Annotated in this window: 16 protein-coding genes and 2 pseudogenes; 8 read left to right on the forward strand and 10 right to left on the reverse strand. The window is 63.1% G+C overall.

Translation table 11 applies throughout. The annotated features are described in order from the left end of the window. Position 1: 1 nt before the first annotated feature. From rpsD to AC5J09_RS21325, 5 genes and pseudogenes are all read right to left on the reverse strand, one after another. Complete coding sequence (rpsD, locus tag AC5J09_RS21305; protein WP_003533017.1) at positions 2-619, reverse strand: 30S ribosomal protein S4; 618 nt, start codon at positions 617-619, stop codon at positions 2-4. Positions 620-872: 253 nt separating this feature from the next. Further along, positions 873-2,387 (reverse strand): helicase HerA domain-containing protein, encoded by a 1,515-nt coding sequence (locus AC5J09_RS21310; protein ID WP_494298434.1) that lies wholly within the window; start codon positions 2,385-2,387, stop codon positions 873-875. A gap of 167 nt (positions 2,388-2,554) precedes the next feature. Next, positions 2,555-3,391: a glutamate racemase gene (murI, locus tag AC5J09_RS21315; RefSeq protein WP_494298435.1), complete on the reverse strand. Its 837-nt coding sequence runs from the start codon at positions 3,389-3,391 to the stop codon at positions 2,555-2,557. Beyond that, positions 3,378-4,209: pseudogene (locus AC5J09_RS21320) on the reverse strand (RNA methyltransferase). The gene murI and the pseudogene AC5J09_RS21320 overlap by 14 nt, the downstream one beginning before the upstream one ends. A 50-nt stretch (positions 4,210-4,259) precedes the next feature. Further along, positions 4,260-6,275: an FUSC family protein gene (locus AC5J09_RS21325; protein ID WP_494298436.1), complete on the reverse strand. Its 2,016-nt coding sequence runs from the start codon at positions 6,273-6,275 to the stop codon at positions 4,260-4,262. A 307-nt stretch (positions 6,276-6,582) separates the two neighbouring features. Here AC5J09_RS21325 and AC5J09_RS21330 point away from each other — a divergent pair, with 307 nt between their 5' ends. Then, entirely contained in the window at positions 6,583-7,797 is a 1,215-nt protein-coding gene (locus AC5J09_RS21330) for an NADP-dependent isocitrate dehydrogenase (RefSeq protein WP_010969471.1), read from the forward strand. An 84-nt stretch (positions 7,798-7,881) separates the two neighbouring features. On the opposite strand, the gene AC5J09_RS21335 is transcribed toward AC5J09_RS21330, so the two are convergent. Next, entirely contained in the window at positions 7,882-8,730 is an 849-nt protein-coding gene (locus tag AC5J09_RS21335) for an AraC family transcriptional regulator (protein WP_494298437.1), read from the reverse strand. A gap of 170 nt (positions 8,731-8,900) precedes the next feature. Between AC5J09_RS21335 and AC5J09_RS21340 the strand changes: the two are divergent. Further along, positions 8,901-10,560: pseudogene (locus tag AC5J09_RS21340) on the forward strand (SulP family inorganic anion transporter). 47 nt (positions 10,561-10,607) lie between these two features. Here AC5J09_RS21340 and alaS read toward each other — a convergent pair. Then, on the reverse strand, positions 10,608-13,271 hold the full coding sequence (alaS, locus tag AC5J09_RS21345) for an alanine--tRNA ligase (RefSeq protein ID WP_411933868.1): 2,664 nt from the start codon (positions 13,269-13,271) through the stop codon (positions 10,608-10,610). Between the two features lie 238 nt (positions 13,272-13,509). Then, positions 13,510-14,595, reverse strand: coding sequence for a recombinase RecA (recA, locus tag AC5J09_RS21350; protein ID WP_010969478.1), 1,086 nt, complete (start codon positions 14,593-14,595; stop codon positions 13,510-13,512). Positions 14,596-14,929: 334 nt separating this feature from the next. Here recA and AC5J09_RS21355 point away from each other — a divergent pair, with 334 nt between their 5' ends. Both AC5J09_RS21355 and AC5J09_RS21360 read left to right on the forward strand, forming a co-directional pair. After that, entirely contained in the window at positions 14,930-15,889 is a 960-nt protein-coding gene (locus AC5J09_RS21355; RefSeq protein ID WP_494298438.1) for a carbohydrate kinase family protein, read from the forward strand. 135 nt (positions 15,890-16,024) lie between these two features. Then, entirely contained in the window at positions 16,025-16,954 is a 930-nt protein-coding gene (locus AC5J09_RS21360) for a pseudouridine-5'-phosphate glycosidase (protein WP_494298439.1), read from the forward strand. 121 nt (positions 16,955-17,075) lie between these two features. On the opposite strand, the gene cckA is transcribed toward AC5J09_RS21360, so the two are convergent. Beyond that, on the reverse strand, positions 17,076-19,685 hold the full coding sequence (gene cckA / locus AC5J09_RS21365; RefSeq protein WP_338282907.1) for a cell cycle histidine kinase CckA: 2,610 nt from the start codon (positions 19,683-19,685) through the stop codon (positions 17,076-17,078). A gap of 365 nt (positions 19,686-20,050) precedes the next feature. On the opposite strand from cckA, the gene AC5J09_RS21370 reads away from it, so the two are divergent. Further along, positions 20,051-21,013: a flagellar biosynthetic protein FliO gene (locus AC5J09_RS21370; protein ID WP_494298440.1), complete on the forward strand. Its 963-nt coding sequence runs from the start codon at positions 20,051-20,053 to the stop codon at positions 21,011-21,013. Between the two features lie 92 nt (positions 21,014-21,105). On the opposite strand, the gene dksA is transcribed toward AC5J09_RS21370, so the two are convergent. Then, positions 21,106-21,525, reverse strand: coding sequence for an RNA polymerase-binding protein DksA (gene dksA / locus AC5J09_RS21375; protein ID WP_003532995.1), 420 nt, complete (start codon positions 21,523-21,525; stop codon positions 21,106-21,108). Positions 21,526-21,931: 406 nt separating this feature from the next. On the opposite strand from dksA, the gene AC5J09_RS21380 reads away from it, so the two are divergent. The 3 genes from AC5J09_RS21380 to AC5J09_RS21390 all read left to right on the forward strand — a co-directional run bounded on the left by AC5J09_RS21380 (position 21,932) and on the right by AC5J09_RS21390 (position 25,213). After that, positions 21,932-22,468 (forward strand): SixA phosphatase family protein, encoded by a 537-nt coding sequence (locus AC5J09_RS21380; RefSeq protein ID WP_494298441.1) that lies wholly within the window; start codon positions 21,932-21,934, stop codon positions 22,466-22,468. Positions 22,469-22,637: 169 nt separating this feature from the next. After that, on the forward strand, positions 22,638-24,137 hold the full coding sequence (locus AC5J09_RS21385; RefSeq protein WP_324761845.1) for a YcjX family GTP-binding protein: 1,500 nt from the start codon (positions 22,638-22,640) through the stop codon (positions 24,135-24,137). Beyond that, positions 24,134-25,213, forward strand: a complete 1,080-nt coding sequence (locus tag AC5J09_RS21390) for a YcjF family protein (protein ID WP_324761846.1) — start codon at positions 24,134-24,136, stop codon at positions 25,211-25,213. Before AC5J09_RS21385 ends, AC5J09_RS21390 begins: the two co-directional genes overlap by 4 nt. Positions 25,214-25,288: the final 75 nt, after the last annotated feature.

The following is a 25,288-nucleotide window of genomic DNA, read 5'->3' on the forward strand; positions in this document are numbered from 1 at the left end:
ATTAACGCGAATAAAATTCGACGACCAGGTGCGGCTCCATGACGACCGGGTACGGCACGTCCGAGAGCGCGGGAACGCGAACGAAGGTCGCGACCATCTTGTTGTGATCGGCTTCGATGTAATCAGGAACGTCACGCTCGGCGAGCTGTACGGCTTCGAGAACCGTAACGAGCTGCTTGGATTTTTCTTTGACTTCGATAACGTCGCCCGGCTTGCAGCGGTAGGAACCGATGTTGACGCGAACGCCGTTGACCTTGACGTGGCCATGGTTGACGAACTGGCGCGCGGCGAAAACGGTCGGAACGAACTTGGCGCGGTAAACGATCGCGTCGAGGCGCGATTCGAGCAGGCCGACCAGGTTCTCCGGGGTGTCGCCCTTGCGGCGCGATGCTTCGGCGAAGATCGCACGGAACTGCTTTTCACGAATGTCGCCGTAGTAGCCCTTCAGCTTCTGCTTGGCGCGCAGCTGCACGCCGAAGTCGGAAAGCTTGGACTTGCGGCGCTGGCCGTGCTGGCCCGGGCCATATTCGCGACGGTTCACCGGGGACTTCGGACGGCCCCAGATATTTTCGCCCATACGACGGTCAATTTTGTACTTGGACGACTCGCGCTTGCTCATCGCATTTCCTTTCAAAGTGTTACACCGGTTTGCTGCCAAACCGGATCAAGGAAACACGCCCTCCTCTGAACCCATTTTAGGGGCTCTGACAGGCCTCTCACGATCACGCTGCCGGAGAAACCACGGGACATGTCAAATGAAACACCGGGCATCACTGCCCGGCGTTGAGCGGGTCTTTAAGCACTGGGCGGCGAATTGTCAACGGAATATGACAGGAACAATGGCAAATTCAGCCGCACTTCCGAATGCAAATTCACTCGGCGGCCGCGCGCGCTGAATCGCCCGTGTCCGGGGCATTGGCGTCGCCCGGAGCCGTTTCCTTGCCGAGATCCGGGAAAGCGACGATGCGCTTGCCGGAGAAATCCGCATGCACGACGACAAGCCCCTGCTCTTCGAAATAACCGAGCAATCGCCGTGCGCGACGGGCCGAATGCGTTCCGTAGGCGCGGGCGATCATAGCGTCCGACGGACAAGGCAGCCCGCGCAGGGCCGCCTGTGCCAGCATCAGGAAGACCGCCTGCAGGTCTTCCGTCACCCGGTCGGCCAGCCCAAGCGCCGAGGCCCAATCCTCGCTTTCCGCCGTCTTGGCATCGATGCCCGATCGGGCGACGGCCATCTTGCGGCGGAATGCGCTCAAGGAGAGCGCGGGTCCGGGGACGCGGCGAATGCGGCAGCGAACGAGAAAGTCCTGGTAGAGCTCAGCATCGGGCCTGAACGCGGCTTCCGGATTTGCGACGATTTCGGCAAAGAGGCTGCCGATCAGCGCCTCCCGCTCCTCCGCCGAGATTTCCGGTTGCACCGGCTTGGCTTCCACGGGCGCTGCGGGCTCGGGCCTTGGCCGCGACAGCTCCGCGAGAATATCGCTCGCGGGGCGCGGCTGCGGCGCTGTGCGGCGGACGACCGGGCGGGTGAATTCCTCCGGGTCGGGCGTGAAGATCAGGTCCGCCACGTCCTGCGGCGCTTCGGGCAGCGGCATCAGCTTCGGGCTCATCGACCGTGCCGAGGTCTCGACCGAACCGATCGTCACCCTCAACGGCCGGCGGGAAAGCGCGGGACCGAGCGCCACGAAGGAGCCGCGCTTCAGGTCGCGAAACATCTCGGCGGTGCGCCGGTCCATGCCGAGCAGATCGGCGGCGCGCAGCATATCGATGTCGAGGAAGGTGCGTCCCATCAGGAAGTTCGAGGCCTCTGCCGCCACGTTCTTGGCGAGCTTGGCGAGGCGCTGCGTGGCGATGACGCCGGCAAGCCCGCGCTTGCGGCCGCGGCACATGAGATTGGTCATTGCGCCGAGCGAAACCTTGCGTATTTCCTCCGAAACGTCGCCGCCGACGGACGGTGCGAACATCTGCGCCTCGTCGACGACCACCAGAACGGGATACCAATATTCCCGGTCCGCATCGAACATTGCATTCAGAAACACGCCGGCGCTGCGCATCTGCTGCTCGACATCCAGCCCTTCGAGCGAAAGCACGCAGGAAACGCGGTACTGGCGGATGCGGGTGGCGATGCCGATGAGCTCCGCATCGGTACGCTCCCCCTCGATCACCACATGGCCGAACTTGTCGGCAAGCGTGACGAAATCGCCTTCCGGATCGATGATGCACTGCTGCACCCAAGGCGCGGACTGTTCCAGCAGACGGCGGAGCAGATGCGACTTGCCGGAGCCGGAATTGCCCTGCACGAGAAGACGCGTCGCCAGAAGCTCTTCGATATCGAGCGAGGCCGAAGTCCCTTCGGACGTCGTTCCCATGTCGATGCCGACTTTCATCCTTACCTCTTCGTGACGGGTTGATTCGCGGCCGCGGACGGGTCGCCAAAACGGGCAACACCTAGCATGGATCGCGCTCGAACGTGCCGCCGATTATGGAAACCCACAGGGAATAGTTGGCGCTCGAATGCCGCTCTCGGACATGCGCAGCAATGTCGTGCGCCGATTCAGGTGACCGCTTCGCGCCTGTCCGCAGTTGCGGCAGCGGCAACAACTCTCAAGCCGAAGCCTTGCATCAGACGGCGTGTCGCGAAATCGGGATTGCCCGATGTGAAGATCGCCGGGTCCTCGCCGTTCAATGGCTCGAACCCGTTCGGCAGCGGCACCAGCGAGCGCGCCCGCCTCGCGATCGCTTCGGCCGGATCCAGCCAGTCTACCGGCCAGGGCGCCAGCCGGCGGAAAACATTGGCCATGAAAGGATAGTGCGTGCAGGCCAGCACGACGATATCGGTTCTCTTTCCCTCCGCCTCCACGAAGCAGGGCGCGATCTCGGCTCGAACCGCCTCGTCACCCAATGCGTCGCCGCGAATATAGGCTTCCGCCATGCGCGCGAGGTTCTCCGAGCCGACCAGTCTGACGTGACATTGCGAGGCGAAGGACTGGATGAGATCGCGGGTATAGGCGCGCTTCACGGTTCCCGGAGTCGCAAGCACCGAAACGAGGCCGGAACGGGTGCGCTCGGCCGCAGGCTTGATGGCCGGAACGGTGCCGACGAAGGTCATCTGCGGATAGGCGGCGCGCAGATCCGCGCCGACGAGCGTGAATGCCGTATTGCAGGCGATGATGCAGATTTCCGGATCATGCTCGGCAAGCAGCCCACCGAATAGAGCGATCACCCGCTCCTTCAGAGCGCCCTCCTCCCAGCCGCCATAGGGAAAACCGGCATCGTCGGCGACGTAGATGAAATGCCGCTCCGGCATCAGCACGCGCGCCTCGCGCAGCACCGTCAGGCCACCGATCCCGCTGTCGAAGACGAGAATGGGCTTCAGCTCAGTCTTTGTCACCGCCGCTCTGTTCTTTCCTGCTATGCCCGGGCGGAGCTGCGGAGCCACGCGGATTTTCCCGCGTGAAACGGTCGAGCGAAGAAATGACGCCGCGCAGCACCTGGATTTCCGATTCGGTAAAGGATGGTCTGGTCAGAACCGCGCGCAGAATTCTCGACCAATTTCGGCTTTTTGTCGGCGGAACGGAAATAGTTGCGCGCGTCGAGTGCCTCTTCCAGATGCTCGCAGAGCCCATGCAACTGCTCCTTCGTCGCCGGGCGCTGCTGGCTCGCCTGGAAAGATGTCTCGTCCTCGGAGGTCATGCCGGTCTTCAGCCACTCATAGGACATGAGCAGCACTGCCTGGGCGAGGTTCAGCGAAGCGAAGGCGGGATTGACCGGGAAGGTCACGATCTCGTCGGCAAGCGCGACCTCGGCATTGGTCAGTCCGGTGCGCTCGCGGCCGAAAATGATGCCGACCTTCTCGCCCTCCTTGAACCGGTGACGGAGTTCCCGGGCGGCGACGATCGGCGAGCGCACGGGTTTGAAGCCGTCGCGGTCGCGCGCGGTGGTCGCGTAGACGAAATTGAGGTCGGCGAGCGCCTCTTCAAGCGTTTCGTAGAGCTTGGCGCCGTCGATCACGTGATCGGCGCGGCTGGCGGCGGAGCGTGCCTTTTCACTCGGCCAGCCATCGCGCGGGCTGACGAGGCGCAGTTCGGACAGGCCGAAATTCGCCATGGCGCGCGCCACCATGCCGATATTCTCGCCGAGCTGGGGAAAGGCGAGAATGATCGCCGGACCTTCCGTCAAAAGTTCGCGCTCGCTGTTTGTGCCTGCCATCGCCTGTGTGCCTTCTGTTCGGCGCTTCCCTCGCATATATGGACGCGGATTTAAAGCCCGCGCTCCTGCCCGGCGGGCCGCACGCGCGGCGAATGAAGACGCTCGAGCGAAACGGCAACCATCTCCAGTCCAAGGCCTGCGTCGTCGCGCGATACCGGCAGATGACGCTCGACCGGCGCAGCGACGCTCCGGGACCGGTAGAAATAGTCCGCGCCGGTTTCGCGCACCTTGCTTGCGAGCTTCAGATTTTCCGCGATCTGCGCCGCGAAGTCATCCGGGCTTTCCGCGGCCTGCGACATCTTTCGCGCGAATATGCGCGCCCAATAGGTGCAGCCCATGAACACCGCCAGGGTCTGGCGCACGTGCCCCGGGCGGGTGACGAGCTGCCAGGAGACGCCGAGGGGTTTGGCGGCAGCGGCCAGGTCCCTGTAGGCGCGGTCGAGCGCCTGCGACCGGCTGACGAGATCAAGGCCGGACGTTCCCCTCCTTGCCTCCTCCAGCAATTCGGCGAGCTTGTCGCACCAGTTTCTGATCGCGCCATCGAGCGTCGTGCGGGTCTTCGTCGGAAACACGATGAAAGCCACCGCCGCGCCGGCGATTGAGCCGACAAGGGTCTCCTCGAGACGCAGCTCCAGAAGCTGCGGCGTCAAAACGCCGAGCAGGCTGTAGGCGAGAGAGAGGACGACCGAGACGAAGAAAGTCATGCTCGCGTAGGAGACCGGGAGGAAATAGAAGGCCAGAAAGATGCAGGCCGCACCGAGGGGCAGGACGATATAGACAGTCCCGCCGATCGCGCTTGCCGCCGCAAGTCCGACGACGATGCCCGCCAATGTGCCGGCCGACCGCTGCAAGGCCTTCACTGCGGTATCACCGCGGGAGCGCGTATTGGTGAAGACGAGGAACGCAGCGAGAACCGCCCAGAACCAGCGCTCGCGCGAAAGCATCAGGCCGAACACCATTGCGATGCCCGAGGCGAGGGTAATCTGGATCGCGCTCCGTAAAGCCGGGTCGGCCATGGAAAAGCGAGCCACTGCCGCCAAGGGCTCAGGAGATGGAACCGGATGCGGTTCATCGAGGTCGGCCTCCTTGAGGGCGCCCAGACTGCGATCGAGGCGATCTCGAACCGTATGAAGCCAAAGCAGAGCCCTGGCCGCCTCGAGCTGCCTGACATTCGCCTCGCCCAGCGACTGCATTCCCCGTTCTATCTCGCCCGAATTTTTCGCCAGGGCTGCGTCGACAACTATCGCAGGCGGCATTGCCTGAAGGCTGAGCACGATCACGCTCTCGGCCGCAAGGTGAATGTCGAAGAGCCCGATGGCGAGGTCCGCAGAGACGACGCCGGGTTCCGGCGCCGGGCGGCGGTTGTCCGTCGCAATGAAGCTCTCCGCCATCAACACGGCTTCCTTCAACCTCTCCTCCAGCGCGTGCAGCCTGCGCCGATCGGCAGCCTTGAGAATGGGCCTGCGCGCAGCCGCTGCGATCTCATGAAGGATTTCATCCACCCTCTGCTGGACGCTCGCAATCGCCCTCAGGAGATCACGGTAGCGGTCGTCCGGAAGAAGGACGGTTCGCACAAGATGCGCGGTCGCCGCCGAGATCCCGGCACCGAGAACGAGCGCCGGCAACTGATCCAGCGCCGGGCGCAGATAGGCTCCGGTGAAATAGGACATGAAGGCGAACATGCCGACGGCGAACCACCGCTGACCGAAGGCGCGGCCATAGACGGCTACGAAGATCACCACGAGAAAAACGAGATCGGAAACGTGCCGGTAGCGCTCCAGCGTAGAGGCGAGCGTGACCATCGCAACGCCCGTGACGACCGCCAGAATACGCGTGACCAGTTGTTCCGAGGCTGTCCGGTCGCGAACCGCCAGACCCCCTTCGATCGAAAGCGTTATCGCAAGCCCATAGGCGGCCGGCGGCAGCGGTGTGGCGATGAAATGGAAGGCGATCAGCAGAGCAACCGAGATCACCACCGTCGCCGTTATGCGGGACGCCTGCCGCAGCCGGGAAAAGGCCGGATCATTGGCCAGCAGCCAGTCCCGGAAGCGAAGCCTGAACGTCATGGCGCCTCTGCCTGTCCGCACGCCCGCAGCGTGCAGCGTTTGTGGGATGACGACGCGCAAAAAACAGTTGAAGCACGCCGCCGCTCGATTTCTGAAATAGCCTTTCGCGCGGTCTTTTCAAAGACGTGAGGTGACCGGCCCCCGGTCTGAAGACCGGGCGCGACCGGCCGATTCCGAGCTCGCCGCCTTGGTCCAAAGTTTCGGCCAAGCATGCTTTGCCTTGCTGGCTCACAGTGCTATAGGGCTCTGGATTTCTCCCACCGTCGGAATGCCGCACGCGGTGTTCCGCAAGCTACGAGGCATATCAATGGCAAAGATCAAGGTCGCCAATCCGGTCGTCGAACTCGACGGCGACGAGATGACCCGCATCATCTGGCAGTTCATCAAGGACAAGCTGATCCATCCTTATCTCGACCTCGATCTCGAATATTACGACCTCGGCGTCGAAAACCGTGATGCAACTGACGACCAGGTGACGATCGACGCCGCAAACGCCATCAAGAAACACGGTGTCGGGGTCAAATGCGCCACGATCACGCCGGACGAAGGCCGCGTCGAGGAGTTCAAGCTGAAGAAGATGTGGAAGTCGCCGAACGGCACGATCCGCAACATCCTCGGCGGCGTCATCTTCCGCGAGCCGATCATCTGCAAGAACGTGCCGCGCCTCGTTCCCGGCTGGACCAAGCCGATCATCGTCGGCCGCCACGCCTTCGGCGATCAGTACCGCGCAACCGATTTCAAATTCCCGGGCAAGGGCAAGCTCTCGATCAAGTTCGTCGGCGAAGACGGCCAGACGATCGAGCATGACGTTTACGACGCGCCGGGCGCCGGCGTGGCACTCGCCATGTACAACCTGGACGAATCGATCACCGAATTCGCGCGCGCCTCGTTCAACTACGGCCTGCAGCGCAAGGTTCCGGTCTATCTCTCGACCAAGAACACGATCCTGAAGGCCTATGACGGCCGCTTCAAGGACATCTTCCAGAAGGTGTTCGACGAGGAATTCGCCGCCCAGTTCAAGGCCGAGAAGCTCTGGTACGAACACCGCCTGATCGACGACATGGTCGCCTCGGCGCTGAAGTGGTCCGGCGGCTATGTCTGGGCCTGCAAGAACTATGACGGCGACGTGCAGTCCGACATCGTCGCGCAGGGCTTCGGCTCGCTCGGCCTGATGACCTCGGTGCTGATGACGCCGGACGGAAAGACGGTCGAGGCGGAAGCCGCCCACGGCACGGTGACGCGCCACTACCGCCAGCACCAGAAAGGCGAAGAAACCTCGACCAACTCGATCGCCTCGATCTTCGCCTGGACCCGCGGCCTCGCCCACCGCGCCAAGCTCGACGGCAACGCCGAACTCGCGAAGTTTTCCGAAACGCTGGAGCGCGTCTGCGTCGATACGGTCGAATCGGGCTTCATGACCAAGGACTTGGCACTCCTCATCGGCCCCGACCAGCCCTGGCTGTCGACCACCGGCTTCCTCGACAAGATCGACGAGAACCTCAGGAAGGCAATGGCCGCCTAAGCGGCCAGCCCGACAGCCACAACTGCGAAACCCGGCCTTGTGCCGGGTTTCTTGCTTGAATGGTACGAACAAAATGGAGCCGCATTACTTGAGCGGCAGATAGATTTCCGTAAGCAGCTCGGTCGGGGCCACCTCGCGCGGGTTGTTCAGATATTTCTCGAACATGACGCAGTCGCGGATTTGGCGGCCGGAGTTCGGAAGCCAGGTCCCATAAAGCCATCGATAGGCCTTCGGCATGTCGGCATAGGGGCCTTTGTGCCGCAGCACGGCATAGTGCCCGCCCTCGATTTTTTGGGGCGTCAGCGGCGCCTCGGCCGCGTGCTCGCCGTTGACCGTCACGCAGGCGAAGGATCGGAGCTTATCCGTCTCCACGAGTTCCGGGTCATCCAGGTAGATTCCGACCATCTCCATGTCCGGCCGAAAGAGGCCGCGTGCAAAAAGGGTACCGTAAAGCGTTTCGAACGCCTCGCCGATACCCATGTAGGAACCGGAATGGGCGACACTCGCCAGGGTCAGAGGCTCTATCGTCCTCAAGTCAACATCGTACATGACATCATTTCCTTCCGTAGAGGCGGTTTCAAAGGCCCTGTGGCTCCCCTCCTTCCTGTAGCGCGCCGGCGGAAGGCCATAAACGGCCTTGAAGGTGCGGTTGAAGGATTGAACATTCGGGTAGCCGGAGCGTCGCGCGATCGCTTCGACGGAAAGATCAGTCTGGACGAGTTCTGCCGCCGCGCGCTGCAGCCGCAATCTCTTAACGGTCGCCGCCAATGTCTCGCCATTTACCGCCCGGTAGATGCGATGCCAGTGGTGCGGCGAAAGACATGCGATCTCCGACAACCGGCCGAGATCCAGTTCTTCATCGAGATGCCCGTAGATATAGGCCGAGACGCGATGAAGCCGCCTCTCATATGTAGCCCATGCACCGCCCGCCATATCGAACCTTCCCCGCTTCGCTCGATCGCCTTCAAACCACGGATCGATTTGACAAATCCTGCTGACCTAAGTGCTGCCCGCTCCGCTTGTGCGGCAATGCGACTCAGATAGGCTGACAATGCCCGGCGCGCAGGATCCTGCAAACGTGGCGGATCTCGAAGGTTTCTCCGATGCCCGATTCTCTTATCCCGAAAACTGTCAGCGTGATCGCCGAGGGATACGGCCGCACCAGGCTGAAAGCGGACGCTCTGGCCGGCCTGACGGTCGCCATCGTCGCCTTGCCGCTTTCGATGGCCATCGCCATCGCCTCCGGCGTAACACCCGATCGCGGCCTCTATACCGCAATCGTCGGCGGCTTCCTCGTTTCACTCTTCGGCGGCAGTCGGGTCCAAATCGGCGGTCCGGCGGGTGCCTTCATCGTTCTCGTCGCCGCGACCGGTGCCCGGCACGGCATCGACGGCCTGCTGCTTGCGACTGCCATGGCTGGCATCATGCTCGTTGCGGCCGGCTACTTGCGCCTCGGACAGTACATCAAATTCATCCCCTACCCCGTCACAGTCGGCTTCACGGCAGGGATTGCCGTGATCATCTTCGCCAGCCAGTTGCGCGACCTTTTCGGCCTGACGCTTTCGGGCAGCGAACCCGGGCCGATCGTCGAAAAGACCGTGGCACTCGGCCGGGCTGCCGACACGGTCAATTGGGCGGCAGTGGTGACCGCCACCCTCACGATCGGCATCATTCTCGCGCTGCGCCGATCGAGGCCGCATTGGCCCGGCATGCTGATTGCCGTTGGTGCCGCATCGGTGCTCGTCGCCGCCTTGTCTTTGCCGACGGACACGATCGGCAGCCGTTTCGGCGGTATTCCGCGCGGCCTCCCGCTTCCGACCTTGCCGCCGGTCTCCCTTGAGAAAGCCGTTGCGGTGTTTCCGGACGCGGTCTCGTTGGCTCTTCTCGGCGCGATCGAAGTCACTGCTTTCGGCCGTGGTGGCCGATGGCATGACGGGACGCAGACATAGATCCAGCATGGAGTTGATTGCTCAGGGAGTCGCCAATTTAGGTTCGGCGCTCTTCGGCGGCATCTGCGTCACCGGAACCATTGCCCGCACGGCAACCAACGTTCGCGCCGGAGGCACCAGCCCCGTTTCTGGCATGCTGCATTCGGTCTTTCTCCTTCTCTTCATGCTGCTTGCCGCACCGCTCGCAAGTTATATCCCACTCGCTTCCCTCGCCGGCGTGCTTGCAGTCGTTGCCTGGAACATGATCGAGAAGCCGGCCTTCATGGCGCTCTTGCGGTCGTCCTACGGTGATGCCGTCGTGCTGCTCGCGACGTTTTTCATCGTTGTCTTTCGCGAATTGACAGAAGGGATAGTGATCGGAGTCGCGCTCGGCGCCCTCCTGTTCATCAATCGAATGGCGAAAAGCATTTCGGTCGGTGAAATGAAGTCGCTCGAGCTGCTGCAAGCGGGGAACGGCGACGAAGAGCACCCCGTCATCGGCGACGATCCCGAAACGGTGATCTATCGGATTACAGGCGTCTTCTTCTTCGGCTCGGCAGCCACCGTTGCCGCGGTGCTCGATCGGATCGCCGATCAGCGCCGAAACTTCATTCTCGATTGCTCGGAAATCCCCTTCATGGATTCTACCGCCGCGAACATCATCGAAGGGACGTTGCGCAAGGCGGAGAGGATCGGCGTGCGCGTCATTATCGTCGGTGCCAACACGCAGGTTCGTCGCGCCTTGTATCAACACCACGTGCGTCCACCGCGTGTCTTGATGCGCGCCTCGGTTCCGGCGGCACTCGACACAATCCGCAGCGAACGGCGCACATGAAAAAGGGCGCCGCAGCGCCCATTATTCGTCTTTTCGCACCACGCCGCTCAACCGGCCAACGCTACGGCGACCGCCTCGATCGCCTCCGCTGCACGTCCGCCGTCCGGACCGCCGGCCTGGGCCATGTCGGGCCGCCCGCCGCCGCCCTTGCCGCCGAGCGCAGCCGAAGCGACGCGCACCAGATCCACGGCGCTGACTTTCGAAGTGAGGTCGTCGGTGACCGCCACCACGGCGCTCGCCTTGCCGTCGCCGCTGACGCCCACGAAGGCGACCACGCCCGAACCGAGCGTCTTCTTGCCGTCGTCCGCAAGGCTCTTCAGGTCCTTCGGCTCGACGCCAGATACCACCCTGCCGAGGAACCGGACGCCGCCGATCTCGCGGGCAGCGTCCCCGGAGCCGTTCTGACCGTCACCCGCGAGCGCGAGTTTCTTCTTCGCCTCGGTAAGTTCCCGTTCCAGTTTGCGCCGCTCGTCGAGCAGCGCCTCGACGCGCCCGAGGACATCCGAGGGCTGGACCTTCAGGGCAGATGCCAACGTCTTGACCCGCTCATCCTGCTCGTTGAGATAGGCTCGCGCGGCCTCACCGGTCAGCGCCTCCACCCGGCGCACGCCGGCGCCGACAGCGCTTTCCGAGACGACGCGAACGAGGCCGATATCGCCCGTAGCGGACACATGCGTACCGCCACAGAGCTCGACCGAATAGGGCCTGCCGGCTTTGGAGCCGCGAAGGCCCTGCCCCATGGACACGACCCGCACCTCGTCGCCGTATTTCTCGCCGAAGAGCGCCATGGCGCCCTCGGCGATCGCATCGTCGACGCTCATCAGCCGTGTGACGACCGGCGTGTTCTGGACGATGATCTCGTTCGCCATCTCCTCGACGATCTTCAGCTCCTCCGCCGTCATCGGCTTCGGATGCGAGACGTCGAAGCGCAAGCGCTCAGGCGCGACGAGCGAGCCCTTCTGGGCAACATGGGTACCGAGGACCTCGCGCAGCGCCTCGTGCAGCAGGTGCGTCGCGGAATGGTTGGCGCGCAGGCGCGCACGGCGCGCATGGTCGACCGTCAGGGCAGCCGCTTCGCCGGTCTTCACGCTGCCTTCCTCCACGGTGCAATAGTGGACGAAGAGCCCTTCGCCACGTTTCTGCGTGTCGGTCACAGTAAGCTTGCCGGTCTCGGTGGTGATGACGCCGGTGTCGCCCATCTGGCCGCCGGATTCGCCGTAGAAAGGCGTCTGGTTCAGAACCAGCTGTACGTTCTCGCCCTTGGTGGCCGCCTCGACGACGGCACCATCCCTGACGATCGCCTGAATGACCCCTTCAGCCGACTCGGTGTCGTAGCCGAGGAAGTCGGTCGCGCCGTGCTTATCCCTGAGCTCGAACCAAATGGTCTCGGTCGCGGCCTCGCCCGAGCCGGCCCAGTTGGCGCGGGCCTCGGCCTTCTGCCGTTGCATGGCGGCCGTAAATGCGTCCGTATCGACGCCGATGCCCTTGGCGCGCAGCGCGTCCTGGGTGAGGTCGAGCGGAAAACCGTAGGTGTCGTAGAGCTTGAACGCCGTCTCGCCGTTGAACTGGTCGCCTTCGGAAAGATCGGCCGAAGCCTCCGCCAAAAGGTTGAGGCCGCGCTCCAGGGTCTTGCGGAAGCGGGTTTCCTCCAGCTTCAGCGTTTCCGAGATCAGCGCTTCGGCGCGGACGAGTTCCGGATAAGCGCGGCCCATCTGGCCCACGAGCGCCGGCAGGAGCTTCCACATCAGCGGATCCCGCGCGCCGAGCAACTGTGCGTGGCGCATGGCGCGGCGCATGATTCTGCGTAGAACGTAACCGCGGCCCTCGTTCGACGGCAGAACCCCATCGGCGATCAGGAACGCGGAGGAACGCAGGTGATCGGCGATGACGCGATGGCTCGCGCGCCGGTCCCCCTCGGCCTTCACGCCGGTCGCCTCTTCGGAAGCCGCGATCAACGCGCGGAAAAGGTCGATGTCATAATTGTCGTGCTGGCCCTGGAGCACGGCGGCCACGCGCTCCAGCCCCATGCCCGTGTCGATCGAAGGCCGCGGCAGGTCGACGCGCTCTTCCTTGGTGATCTGCTCGTACTGCATGAAGACGAGGTTCCAGATCTCGATGAAGCGATCGCCGTCTTCCTCGGCCGAGCCGGGAGGTCCGCCCCAGATATGATCGCCGTGATCGTAGAATATTTCCGAGCACGGGCCGCATGGACCAGTGTCTCCCATGGCCCAGAAGTTGTCGCTCGTCGCGATGCGGATGATGCGATCGTCGCTCAGGCCGGCAATCTTCTTCCAAAGGCCGAAGGCCTCGTCGTCGGTATGGTACACCGTGACGAGCAGACGCTTGGCATCGAGCCCGTATTCCTTGGTGATCAGGTTCCAGGCAAGCTCGATCGCGCGCTCCTTGAAATAGTCGCCGAAGGAGAAATTGCCGAGCATCTCGAAGAAGGTGTGGTGCCGGGCGGTGTAGCCGACATTGTCGAGGTCGTTATGCTTGCCGCCGGCGCGCACGCATTTCTGCGCCGTCGCGGCGGTCGAATAGGGTCGCTGCTCGAGGCCGGTGAACACATTCTTGAACTGCACCATGCCCGCATTGGTGAACATCAATGTCGGGTCGTTGCGCGGCACGAGTGGGCTGGACGGCACGACCTCGTGACCGTTCTTGCGGAAATAGTCGAGGAACATCGACCGGATTTCATTCACGCCGCTCATCTTGCGTCCTATCTGTGTACACTCCGGCGGCAGCCCGATCTCTCCAGGCTGCAAGCCGCACTTTTCAACCCCGCGCTTAGGCGCGTCGCGTTCAATCACGTCACGCCTCCCGCCGGCCGAGCCGTCGGAACCACAGGCTTTTATCGTTCGCATTTCATGCTGTCCAGCGGGCAGCAAAAAACCGGCCGCGGGTGACGACGGCCGGCTTCGCATGCTTCAACCAGACGGTTGCTGCCGATTACATGTCGGCGGCTTCGTCGCCGTCGCTTTCCGGCCCGCCATTCTCCAGGAACCGGTCGGCGATGAGACCGGCATTCTGCCGCAGAGCCGTCTCGATTTCGCGCAACAGTTCGGGATTCTCCCGCAGGAAGAGCTTGGCGTTTTCCCGTCCCTGGCCGAGCCGCTGGCTGTTATAGGAAAACCAGGCGCCCGATTTCTCGACGATGCCCGCCTTGACGCCGAGATCGATCAATTCGCCCGTCTTCGAAACGCCTTCGCCATACATGATGTCGAACTCGACCTGCTTGAAGGGCGGTGCCATCTTGTTCTTGACGACCTTGACGCGGGTCTGGTTGCCGACGACTTCCTCGCGCTCCTTGACCGAGCCGATACGGCGAATGTCGAGGCGCACCGAGGCGTAGAACTTGAGCGCATTGCCGCCCGTCGTCGTTTCCGGCGAGCCGAACATCACGCCGATCTTCATGCGGATCTGGTTGATGAAGATCACCATGCAGTTTGACTTGGAGATCGATGCCGTAAGCTTGCGCAGCGCCTGGCTCATGAGGCGCGCCTGCATGCCCGGCAGACTGTCGCCCATCTCGCCCTCGATTTCGGCGCGCGGCACGAGTGCGGCCACCGAATCGATGACGAGAATGTCGATCGCACCCGAACGGACCAGCGTATCGGTGATTTCCAGCGCCTGCTCGCCCGTATCTGGCTGCGAAATCAGAAGATTTTCGAGATCCACCCCGAGCTTTCGCGCATAGACCGGATCGAGTGCGTGTTCGGCATCGACGAAGCCGCAGATGCCGCCCTTCTTCTGTGCCTCGGCAATGGTCTGCAGCGCCAGCGTGGTCTTGCCCGAGCTTTCCGGACCATAGATCTCGATGATGCGGCCTTTCGGCAGGCCGCCGATGCCGAGCGCGATGTCGAGGCCGAGCGAACCGGTGGAGACGGTTTCGATCTCAACTACGCTGTCCTTCGCTCCGAGCTTCATGATCGATCCCTTACCGAACGAACGTTCGATCTGGGAAAGAGCCGCTTCAAGTGCCTTGCTTTTGTCCACCGATTTGTCCTCTACGAGCCGCAAAGAATTTTGTGCCATTGGTCCACCTTTAGGTTATTGGAGCTATCGAGGCAATGAAGCCGCCGCAAGCCTTTTTGTACATGTTTTGTTCCAACTTGGCAATGGCACGTCAAGTAGTTGAAAATGCTCGGAATATTTCAATACGTTCGATTCTTGTTCACGCCTTTCGTCCACAGTATCCACAAGTTGCGCGTCAACGCATGCCGGCTTTCACGCGCCGCCCCGATTCGCTTCGTGATTCACGATGGATCAAAGCCGGACAAAGCCCTAAAAGGTAGTCCGAAACGATAGATCGGAATGCCGGCGGAAGAGAGACTTCGCCACCTTTTCTCCGCCGTTCATCGAGGACCAGATGCAAGCACAGGTGAAGTCGCAGAACATAGCCGTTTTTGGCGGCGCTCATATCGACCGGCGCGGCCGGATCAGCGGCGCGACGACACCGGGCGCGAGCAATCCGGGCACCTGGTTCGAGGAAGCCGGGGGTGGCGGCTTCAATGCAGCGAGAAATCTCGCGCGCCTCGGCCATCGCGTAACCATGATCAGCCCGCGAGGCGGCGATCCCGCCGGCGACACGGTGGCGGCCGCTGCGGAAGCTGCCGGTGTGATCGATCGCCCTTTCACCTTTCTCGATCGCAAGACGCCGAGCTATACGGCAATCCTGGAAAACGACGGCAACCTCGTCATCGCGCTCGCGGACATGGACCTCTATGCTCTGTTTACGCCGCGCCGGCTGCAGCAGCGGACCACGCGCGAGATTTTAGCCGCGAGCGAACTCGTGCTGATGGACGCCAATCTGCCGGAGGAGACATTGACGGCGCTTGCCGGCATCGCCGCGAAGTCCAGCCCGCTCCGTGCCGGTATCGCCGTTTCTCCGGCAAAGGTGGTCCGCTACCGCGCGTGCCTCGACGGGCTCGATTTCCTGTTCATGAACGAGGCGGAGGCGCGCGCACTGACCGGCACCGAGGCCGCAACCGCCGCGGAATGGCCGTTGCTGCTGCGCTCCGCCGGTCTTTCCGGCGGTGTCGTGACGCGCGGAGGCCGGGCCGCGGTCGCCTTCGACGGCAAGGGTGCCTGCCTCGCTACGCCGCCGGCTCTTTCAGCACTTGCCGACGTCACCGGCGCCGGCGATGCGCTTGCCTCGGGCTTTCTCGCCGCCCGGCTTGCCGGTGCGGATCTTGCCGACTGCCTGCGCTGGGGCATGGCGGCCGCCGTCATAACGCTGCATTCGCCCTACGCTGCCTCCGAAGAGATGCTGCCTGACAAGCTGGAGCAAGTGCTGCGCCTTGTGCCGGAAGCGGAAATGCTGGCATGAGAATTGGCAGCTGAATGGGAGCCGGGTAGCGCGGAATGCGGGCGGTTCTTCCGCACCCTCTGCTCCAGGCACCGGAATCGATCAGGCACCCCCGATGCAATTTGCCGTCGGATGTCATCAATCAAGGAAACGATCATGACCAAACCCTCCTCCCCGTCCCTGCCGATGGAATATTCAGATGAAGTCGCGGCCGCCAAGCAACGAGGTGCGCCGATCGTCGCACTGGAATCCACGATCATCACGCATGGCATGCCCTATCCCGGCAACCTCGACATGGCCCGCAGCGTCGAGACGATCATCCGCGAACAGGGTGCCGTGCCCGCAACCATCGCCGTAATCCACGGGGTCCTCCATATCGGTCTGGACGATGCCAAACTGGAGGCGCTGTCGAAGACGCAGGGCGCGATGAAACTTTCGCGCGCCGACCTCGCCTTTGCGATCGCCGAACGCCGCACCGGAGCCACGACCGTTGCCGCAACGATGATCGCCGCTGCCCGTGCGGGCATCCGGGTTTTTGCGACCGGCGGCATCGGCGGTGTTCACCGCGGAGCGGAGCAGAGCTTCGACATATCGGCGGACCTGGACGAACTCGCACGTACCGGCGTCATTGTCGTCTGTGCCGGCGCCAAGGCCATTCTGGACATTCCCAAGACGCTCGAAGTGCTCGAAACCCGCGGAGTCCCTGTCGTGACCTATGACAGCGAGAACTTCCCGGCCTTCTGGTCGCGTGAATCCGGCCTCAAGAGCCCGCTGATGCTGAACAGCCCGGCGGCAATCGCCAGTTTCCAGCGGACGCGCGAGTTGCTCGGGATCGATGGCGGAATGCTTGTCGCCAATCCGGTGCCGGAACAAAGCGAAATCCCGCGCGAGGAGATGGAGATCTACATCACCCGCGCACTCGACAATGCGGCGAGCGAGGGCATTTCCGGCAAGGCGGTCACACCGTATCTGCTCGACAACCTCTTCCGTTTGACGGACGGGCGCAGCCTGGAAACCAATGTAGCGCTGGTCGAGAACAATGCGCGCCTTGCCGCCGGGATCGCTGTCGCACTCGCTGCGAAGTAACCGCAGAAATGGAATAAAAAGGCGAAGGGGATCTGGCGCGCCGCCGTTTGCCCTTCTCCCTATCGAAATGGGGAAGATGCCGGCAAACGGCAAAGAGCACAGGTTCGGAGGAGAAACCTCGTCAGCTGTCGAGCATCTCGCGCACGGCGACCGCGAGTTGCTTCAGAGAGAAGGGCTTCGGCAGGAAGCCGAACTTCGCGTCGGCCGGCAGATTTCGCGCAAAAGCATCTTCGGCATAGCCGGATACGAAGATGAACTTCAGGTCCGGATACGTCTTGCGCAGCTCGCGCAGCAGCGTCGGCCCGTCCATCTCCGGCATCACGACGTCGGAGACGACGATATCGACGGCGCCTTCGAGTTCGTCCATGATCTCCAGCGCTTCGATACCCGATCCCGCTTCGTGAACCGTATAGCCGCGCGTCTCCAGCATGCGCTTGCCGCCGCGCCGGACCGCTTCCTCGTCCTCGACGAGCAGCACGACCGCCGAATCCCCGGTCAGGTCGGCAGGCTCGGCCCGAGGCATCGGCACCGCAACCGGTTCGCTCCTCGCCGGCGCCGCGGATTGCGCTGCGGACGCGTCCTCATCCTGGATTTCGGGCACGTCGACATGCCGCGGCAGCAGGATGCGGAAGGTCGTACCGCTGCCGATCTCCGACTCGGGATAGATATAGCCGCCGGACTGCTTCACGATGCCGTAAACCATCGACAGTCCGAGCCCTGTGCCCTTACCGACATCCTTCGTGGTGAAGAAGGGCTCGAAGATCTTGTCCATGATTTCCGGCGGAATGCCGGTGCCCTGGTCGGACACCTCGACCATGACGAAGTCTTCCTCGGGCAGTTCGCGCCGTCCAAGCGCCGACACTTCGCTCGCCGGCAGATTGCGCGTCCTGAGCGTGATGATCCCGCCCGCAGGCATGGCGTCGCGGGCATTGACGGCGAGGTTCAGGAGCACCTGCTCGAACTGGCCGAGGTCGGTCTTCACCGGCCAGAGATCGCGGCCATAGTCGACCTCCACCTTGACGTTGGTGCCGGTCATGCGGTCGACGAGCATCCTGAGATCGCCGATGACGTCGGTGAGATTGAGCACCGTCGGACGCATCGTCTGCTTGCGCGAGAAGGCGAGCAGCTGCCGCACAAGCACGGCTGCCCGGTTGGCGTTACGCTTGATCTCCATCAGGTCCGCGAAGGTCGCATCCGCCGGCCGCGCCGATAGCAGCAGATGGTCGGCGGAAAGCAGGATCGCCGTCAGGACGTTGTTGAAGTCATGGGCGATGCCGCCGGCGAGCGTTCCGACGGCATTCATCTTCTGCGTCTGCGCCATCTGGTTTTCGAGCGCCTTCTGCTCGGTGATCTCCAGGGCATAGATGATCGCAGCCTCCTCGGGCGCCTGATCGCTCTGGTCGATGACGGCATTGACGTAGAAGCGGAAGTGACGCCCATCATCCTTGGGATGAAGCGCGTCGATCGGGGCAATATCGCTCTGCCGGTCCTTCGCGGCAGCCAGCGACTCCTGCAGACGGCCTCTCTCGGATTGGTGCACCACAGCGTCGATCAGGGCCCCGCGCTCCACCTCGTCCTGCGAAACGAGCCCGGCGAAGAGCTTCATGAACGGAGCGTTGGTTCGGAGAATGCGGCCGTCTCCATCCACCGAGGCGATCGCCATGGGCGTGTTGTTGAAGAAGCGGGTGAACCGCATCGCGGCATTCGACGCGGACTGATCGCCGTCGTCGCCTTCCCGCGACATCACGATCGTCCGGCTTTCGCCGGGCGCACCGTCCCGCGCCGAGGAAACGCGATGAATCAGGCGTACCGGCAGGCTCTGGCCGTTGGTCTTTCTGAGATCGAGGTCCAGGATCTTGGTTTTCTTGAGGCCGGGCTCCGCCTGTACCGATTGTACCAGCGCCAGCCCCTCGCCCGCGACGAGATCGGCAATGCTGACGGAGCCGGGCTGGAACTTGGTCAGGTCTATTCCGAGCCAATCGGCGAGCGTCGCGTTGATATAGAAGATCTCGCCCTTGCGCCCGGCGGAGAAGAAGCCCGCAGGTGCGTGGTCGAGATAGTCGATCGCGTTCTGCAGTTCCTTGAAGAAGCGCTCCTGCTCGTCGCGCTCCGCGGTAATATCCGCGATCTGCCACAAGTAGAGCGGATTGCTGTCGGCATCCTCGAGCGGCAATACCCGCGCCTTCAGCCGATACCAATGGGCGCCGGAACCGGCCACCTTGCCGTTTGCCAGAGGTTTCAGCAGTCGGAACTCCTCATGTCCCTGCTTGCCCTCATGCAGACCGTTGGTCAGGCGATAGATCGCTTCGGTCGCCTCGCGGTTACGCGACAGGATCGTTTCGAGCGACTGGATGCCTGCCGCGCTCTTGGTTCCCGTCAGGGCACCATAGGCTGCGTTGGCATAGATGATGCGCCCCTTGCGGTCGGTCACGATCGTCCCGTCTTCATGCGCGTCGAGGAAGGCGCGCGCCAGTTCGTCCGGCCGCGATTGCGGCATCACTTCGATAAAACCGATGACGGAAGAAACGAGGAAGAATATGCCCACCATGGCCAGCACGCCGAGAATGCCGAGCACGATCTCGTTTTCGAGCTGGTCCTTGAAGACGACGAAAGCGGCAGCCGACGCGGTGAGGACGATCGCAAGCAGGATGATCCTGAGGATGGTTCCCGGACGAACGCCCCGGTCAACGACCGGCATCTGGTAGTCACCTGCCTGCCGCAATTTCGTCATCGGGTCCTCACCTGCTGCCGGGTCGCATCGAACGCGATCCCGAGCGCTTGCAGTGCCGTACATCCCCGTGGATGCACAAGGGCCGCTGCAATACTTTGAATTGCCGCATGATTATCCCCAATCCGTTTCTGGCTTGAGGAACCATGCGGTGGCCGGGTCCGAAGGCATCGTCGCGAATCGATGGCCGCCCTCCGCGCTTTCGCGCATCGCCCTGGAATCATCTTTAACAATCAGAGATAACAGCAAAAAGCGTCTCTGCGGAAGCGCTGCGGTCAATTCACAGGGAATGTCGGGCCGAAGCTTGTCCAAGCCCGAAAAAAGCCGTCAAATATTGACATGCGAAGCGGCAGTAAGGAGTTCAGCCTATGTTGGAAACAATCCTCGGGGACAACGCCAGCCGGTTCATGATCGCCGCAGGAGCGGTTGCGATCGGTCTCTTGTGCCTGGTCGCCGTGCTTCGGCTCATGCGCAACAAGCCCTCCTCTCCCTTCGTCCGCGGCGGCAAGAACAGGCAGCCGCGGCTTGCGGTGCTCGATGCCGCCGCAGTCGACACGCGTCGGCGGCTGGTGCTCGTCCGCCGCGACGACGTCGAGCACCTGATCATGATCGGCGGCCCGACGGACATCGTGATCGAAAGCCGCATCGCGCCCGAGGGAGAAAATCCGGTTCCGGCCGCACTTCAGGCGCAGCCGGAAGAAAAGACGACCCGCGCCCCGATTGCGGAAACCCGGCCTCAGCCGGTTCCTTCCCCTGTCCCGCCCGAACGCCCTCTCCCGACGGAAGCTGCCGCCGAGCCCGTTCGGCAACCGGCGCGCCCGAGCGAGCCGCCGCGGGTCGCCGCGCGCCCGGAGCCTCCGGTGCGGGTGGTTCCGGATCAGCAAGGCCCCGCATTCGGTTCACCGCAGCCGCAGCAGGTCTCCAGGCCTTTACCTGCGCCTCACATTCCGCCGGTATCAGCCATCGAGCCGTCGCACACCGATTTTAGCGCGGTGCGTGACCGCTCGCTTCCGGTGGAGCCCGCTGCTCGCGAAGAGCGCCCCGTCCCGCTTACGGCGCTCGAGCCGGTAAAGGGCATGCCGGGCCAATCACTCCCGCCTCGGCCCGCAGCGCCGGAAGCGGCCGCGGAATTCGAGCGCATGCTCGATGCGGAAATCAGCGGCGATCTCCAGCGCTTCTCACCTTCAGGGCCGCCGCGTCCGGAGATCAGGCCCGCCGGTCGCCAGGAACCGGTACTCGGATCGCCTTCGCAGGAGACCCGCAAGGAGCCGACGATCGAAGAAGAAATGGAAAGGATGCTCGCCGATATCTCCGTGAGCCGCAAATTGTAACTCGTACGCCGCGGAACAACGCATCGGTGCACAAATGAAAACGGCGCGGTCGAACCGCGCCGTTTTCGATAGTCCCAACGGTGTCCCGGGACTTATTCGTCCCGGTAGACCTTCTCGCGACGCTCGTGACGTTCCTGCGCCTCGATCGAGAGAGTTGCGATCGGCCGGGCGTCCAGGCGCTTCAGTCCGATCGGCTCCCCGGTTTCCTCGCAGTAGCCGTAGGTGCCTTCATCGAGCCGCTGCAACGCGGCATCGATCTTGGCAATCAACTTCCGCTGACGGTCCCGAGCGCGCAACTCGATCGCCCGGTCCGTTTCGGACGAGGCGCGGTCCGCAAGATCAGGATGATTGGCGCTCTCCTCCGCCAGGTGATCCAGTGTCTCGCGGGCCTCGCGAAGGATGTCGTTTCTCCAGGCATTCAGCTTCGCACGAAAGTATGCCCGGTGGTTCGCATTCATAAAATCCTCGTCCTCCGACAGGACATAGGTACTAAGATCGATCTTCTCACTCAACGCGATTCTCCTGAAGAACATCTCATTGCGGCGGTGTATAGACCTATGGAAGCTCTGATTCAAGCCTTGTAATCAGTGCTTAACTGCATTTTAACACTGCCCGCATCGCAGGCTAACCGGCTAATATTTCATCACAATTACACGCAAAGTCTTGAACGCCGAAATACCGCTCACCGCCGACAGCATCGGCCGCTTGACGTTCCACGGGCGAGCACGACGGCATTTCGGATTGCGACATTTGGTGCGCGACCCGCATCGGTTCAATGGGCGCACCGGATCAAAAAACCGCGAAACGCGGCTTGATCTTTACGCCGACCGGCGGGACAACGGAGCATCCGCAAGGCGTTTCCAGCCGTCGGCACCACGGGCGCCTCCATCCTGGGGATTTCCAACACCGGGTGAATACATGCAAGACAGCGTCGTCCCGGCCTTCCAGCTTCTGCTTCTTCGCCACGCCCGATCGGGCTGGGCTCTGCCCGGCCAGAGCGATTTCGATCGCGCGCTCGACGGTGTCGGCTTTGCGGAGGCGGAACTCACGGCACAGTCCGCAGCCGACCATCGCATCAGGCCGGAGCTGATTCTTTGTTCGACGGCTGTCCGCTGCCGGCAGACGGCCGAACCGCTATACCGCGCATTTGGCGAAGATATCGACATTCGGTACCTCGACCCACTCTATACCGGTCCCACGACCGTCTATGCCGACCTTGTCGAGGCGCATGCGAGCCGACCCTCGCTGATGATCATCGGGCACAATCCGATGATGGAGGAGCTCTTTCGACGAATTCTGGGCGAAGAACGGGCGGCTGCGGCACTCGCTGACGGATATCCGCCGGCCGGAATGGCGGTGATCGATTTTGCGGCGCGGCCGAAAGCCGGAAGGGCATGGACAGCGACACTTTCGAAGTTCCTCGTTCCCGCCCTTGAAGAAGCCGGGAAAGGATGAGGCCCTGCCAGCCGCTTCCGCCCCGCGGAAACGGCGAATTCGCTTCGTCTTGTTGCGCTGACGGAAACATTTCCTATATCGCTCCAGACGCTACGCGGATGCCCGCGACCCGGTTGGGATATCGGCAAATCAAACGTACCGCTCATCATTCCCGAAGGGACGAAACAATTTGGCGCCCATTCTCACCAGTTTCAAAGACGACGCGCTGATCGCCCTGGACAATCTCGCCGACCGCGCCGCGGGTCTCGTCACCCCGTCCCTCAGGCTCGGCGTCACCGGCCTTTCGCGGGCCGGCAAAACCGTTTTCATCTCTTCGCTCGTCCACAACCTGCTGAACGGAGGGAGGCTGCCGGTATTCGAACCGGTCCGGTCGGGCCGTGTATCCAAGATCCGGCTCGAACCGCAGCCCGACGACGCGGTGCCGCGCTTTCAATATGAGGATCACATTGCGGCGCTGGTCCGGGATCGGTCCTGGCCGGATTCGACCAGGGCCATATCGCAGCTGCGGATCACCCTCGATTACGAAAGCGCCAGCGGCTGGAACCGTCTGTTCTCTCCCGGGCGGCTGTCGATCGACATCGTCGATTATCCCGGCGAATGGCTGCTCGATCTGCCGCTGCTCGGCCAGGATTTCCGGCAGTTCAGCGACGCAACGGTTCAACGCGCACGCACCGGCATGCGCGCCGACCTGTCGAGCGAGTGGTTGGGACTTGCCGTCGCGCTCGGAGCCTCGACGCCGGCCGACGAAGGCAGCGCCCGCCGGCTTGCCGAGAGTTTCACCGCCTATCTCAAGGCCTGCAAGGACGACGACCGGTCCCTCTCCACCCTGCCACCTGGCCGCTTCCTGATGCCGGGCGATCTCGAAGGGTCGCCGGCGCTTACCTTCTCGCCGCTCCCCGACCTGCCTGCGGGCCGCGCCCCAAAGGGTTCGCTCTGGGCGATGATGGAGCGCCGCTACGAAGCCTACAAGACGCATGTGGTAAAACCGTTCTTCCGCGAACATTTTGCCCGCCTCGACCGCCAGATCGTGCTTGTCGACGCGCTTCAGGCGGTCAACCGCGGCACGGAGGCGCTGAAGGATCTGGAACAGGCTCTGGCAGACGTGCTTGCCTGCTTCCGGCCCGGCGTCAACTCCTGGCTGACTTCGTTCGTCACGCGCAAGATCGACCGCGTACTGATCGCCGCCACCAAGGCCGATCACCTGCACCACGAAAGTCACGACCGGCTCGAGCGCATCACGGCTCGCCTCGTCAGCCGGGCGACCGAGCGAATAGGAATGAGCGGGGCGGGCCTTGAGGTCATGGCGCTCGCATCTGTCAGAGCGACGCGCGAAGCCACCGTAGACCACGATGGCCATCGTTTGCCCGTGATCGTCGGAACGCCGATCGCCGGTGAAAAGATCAATGGCGAGATATTCGACGGCGAAAAGAAAACAGCGATATTTCCTGGAGACTTGCCGGAAGATCCTGAACTTCTTTTTGAAGCCGTCGACCGCGTCTCCGCATCGGCCCTATCCGCCTCCGCCCCGGAGCAAGCAATGCCGGAACTGAATTTCGTCCGCTTCCGGCCGCCGCATCTCGAGGAGACGCGCGGCGGTTTGAAACTCTCCGTGCCGCATATCCGGCTCGACAGGGCCATGCAGTTCCTACTCGGAGATCGCCTGGCATGAGTGATGACTTCAACGACCGTCGACGCAGGCCGGCCGCCTTTTCCGTCGAGGCCGAGGAGGCCACCAAACGCCAGATGGAACAGACGCCGCGGCGCTCACCGGGGAGTTTCAGCGAAAAGATCGTCATGACCCCCGATGCCGAGGACCCGTTCATCGGGACCACCGCGGCGATCGAATCGCTCAACCTGCCGGAAGCAAAACCGCAGCGGCGCCGGCTCTCCTTCGGCAAGATCGCCGGGGCGGCTTTCGGCATCCTCATTTCGCTCGCGGTCGGGCTTTGGATCGACCGGCTCGTGCGCGACCTCTTTTCGCGCGCCGACTGGCTTGGCTACGGGGCCGTCGCAGTCGTGGCGATCGGCGTCGTCGCTTTCCTGATCGTGGTCGCGCGCGAAATCTTCGGCATGATGCAACTGACCGCTGTCCAGACGCTGAAAGCCGATCTGGCCGCGGCCGCCGCAGCCGGAAAGACGCAAGCCGCACGTGCTGCGACCGCGAGGCTCGTTCACCTGCTCGCCGGCAATCCCCGGACGGCCAAGGGCCGTGCCCGCCTGACGGAGACCGAGGGCGATATCATCGATGCACCCCATCTCATCGAACTGACGGAGCGTGAATTGCTGGCGCCGCTCGACCGCGAGGCGCGGCGGATCATTCTTGGCGCCGCGAAGCGGGTGTCGATCGTGACTGCCGTCAGTCCGCGCGCTCTCGTGGACCTCGGCTACGTGATCTACGAATCCGCGCGGTTGATCCGTGCCATGGCCGAACTCTACGGCAGCCGCCCGGGCACGCTCGGCCTGCTGCGCCTGATGCGCGACGTCATCGCGCATCTCGCCGTCACCGGCTCGATCGCCGTCGGCGACAGCCTCATCCAGCAGATCCTCGGCCACGGCCTGGCATCCAAGCTGTCCGCCCGCCTCGGCGAGGGCGTGATCAACGGGCTGATGACGGCGCGCATAGGGATCGCGGCGATGGATCTCTGCAGGCCGATGCCGTTTCGCGCGCTGAAGCGCCCCAGTATCGGCGACTTTCTGGGCGACCTGGCGCCCGGCGCCGCACGGTCCGAGGACGCAGCCGGCTGATCGTCGATCGATCGCCGGCGCGCCCTGCCCTCTACGCAAGATAAGCGGCCCAGAAGCCAGGCTGAAACCATCCGT

Source organism: Sinorhizobium sp., from assembly GCF_059070375.1.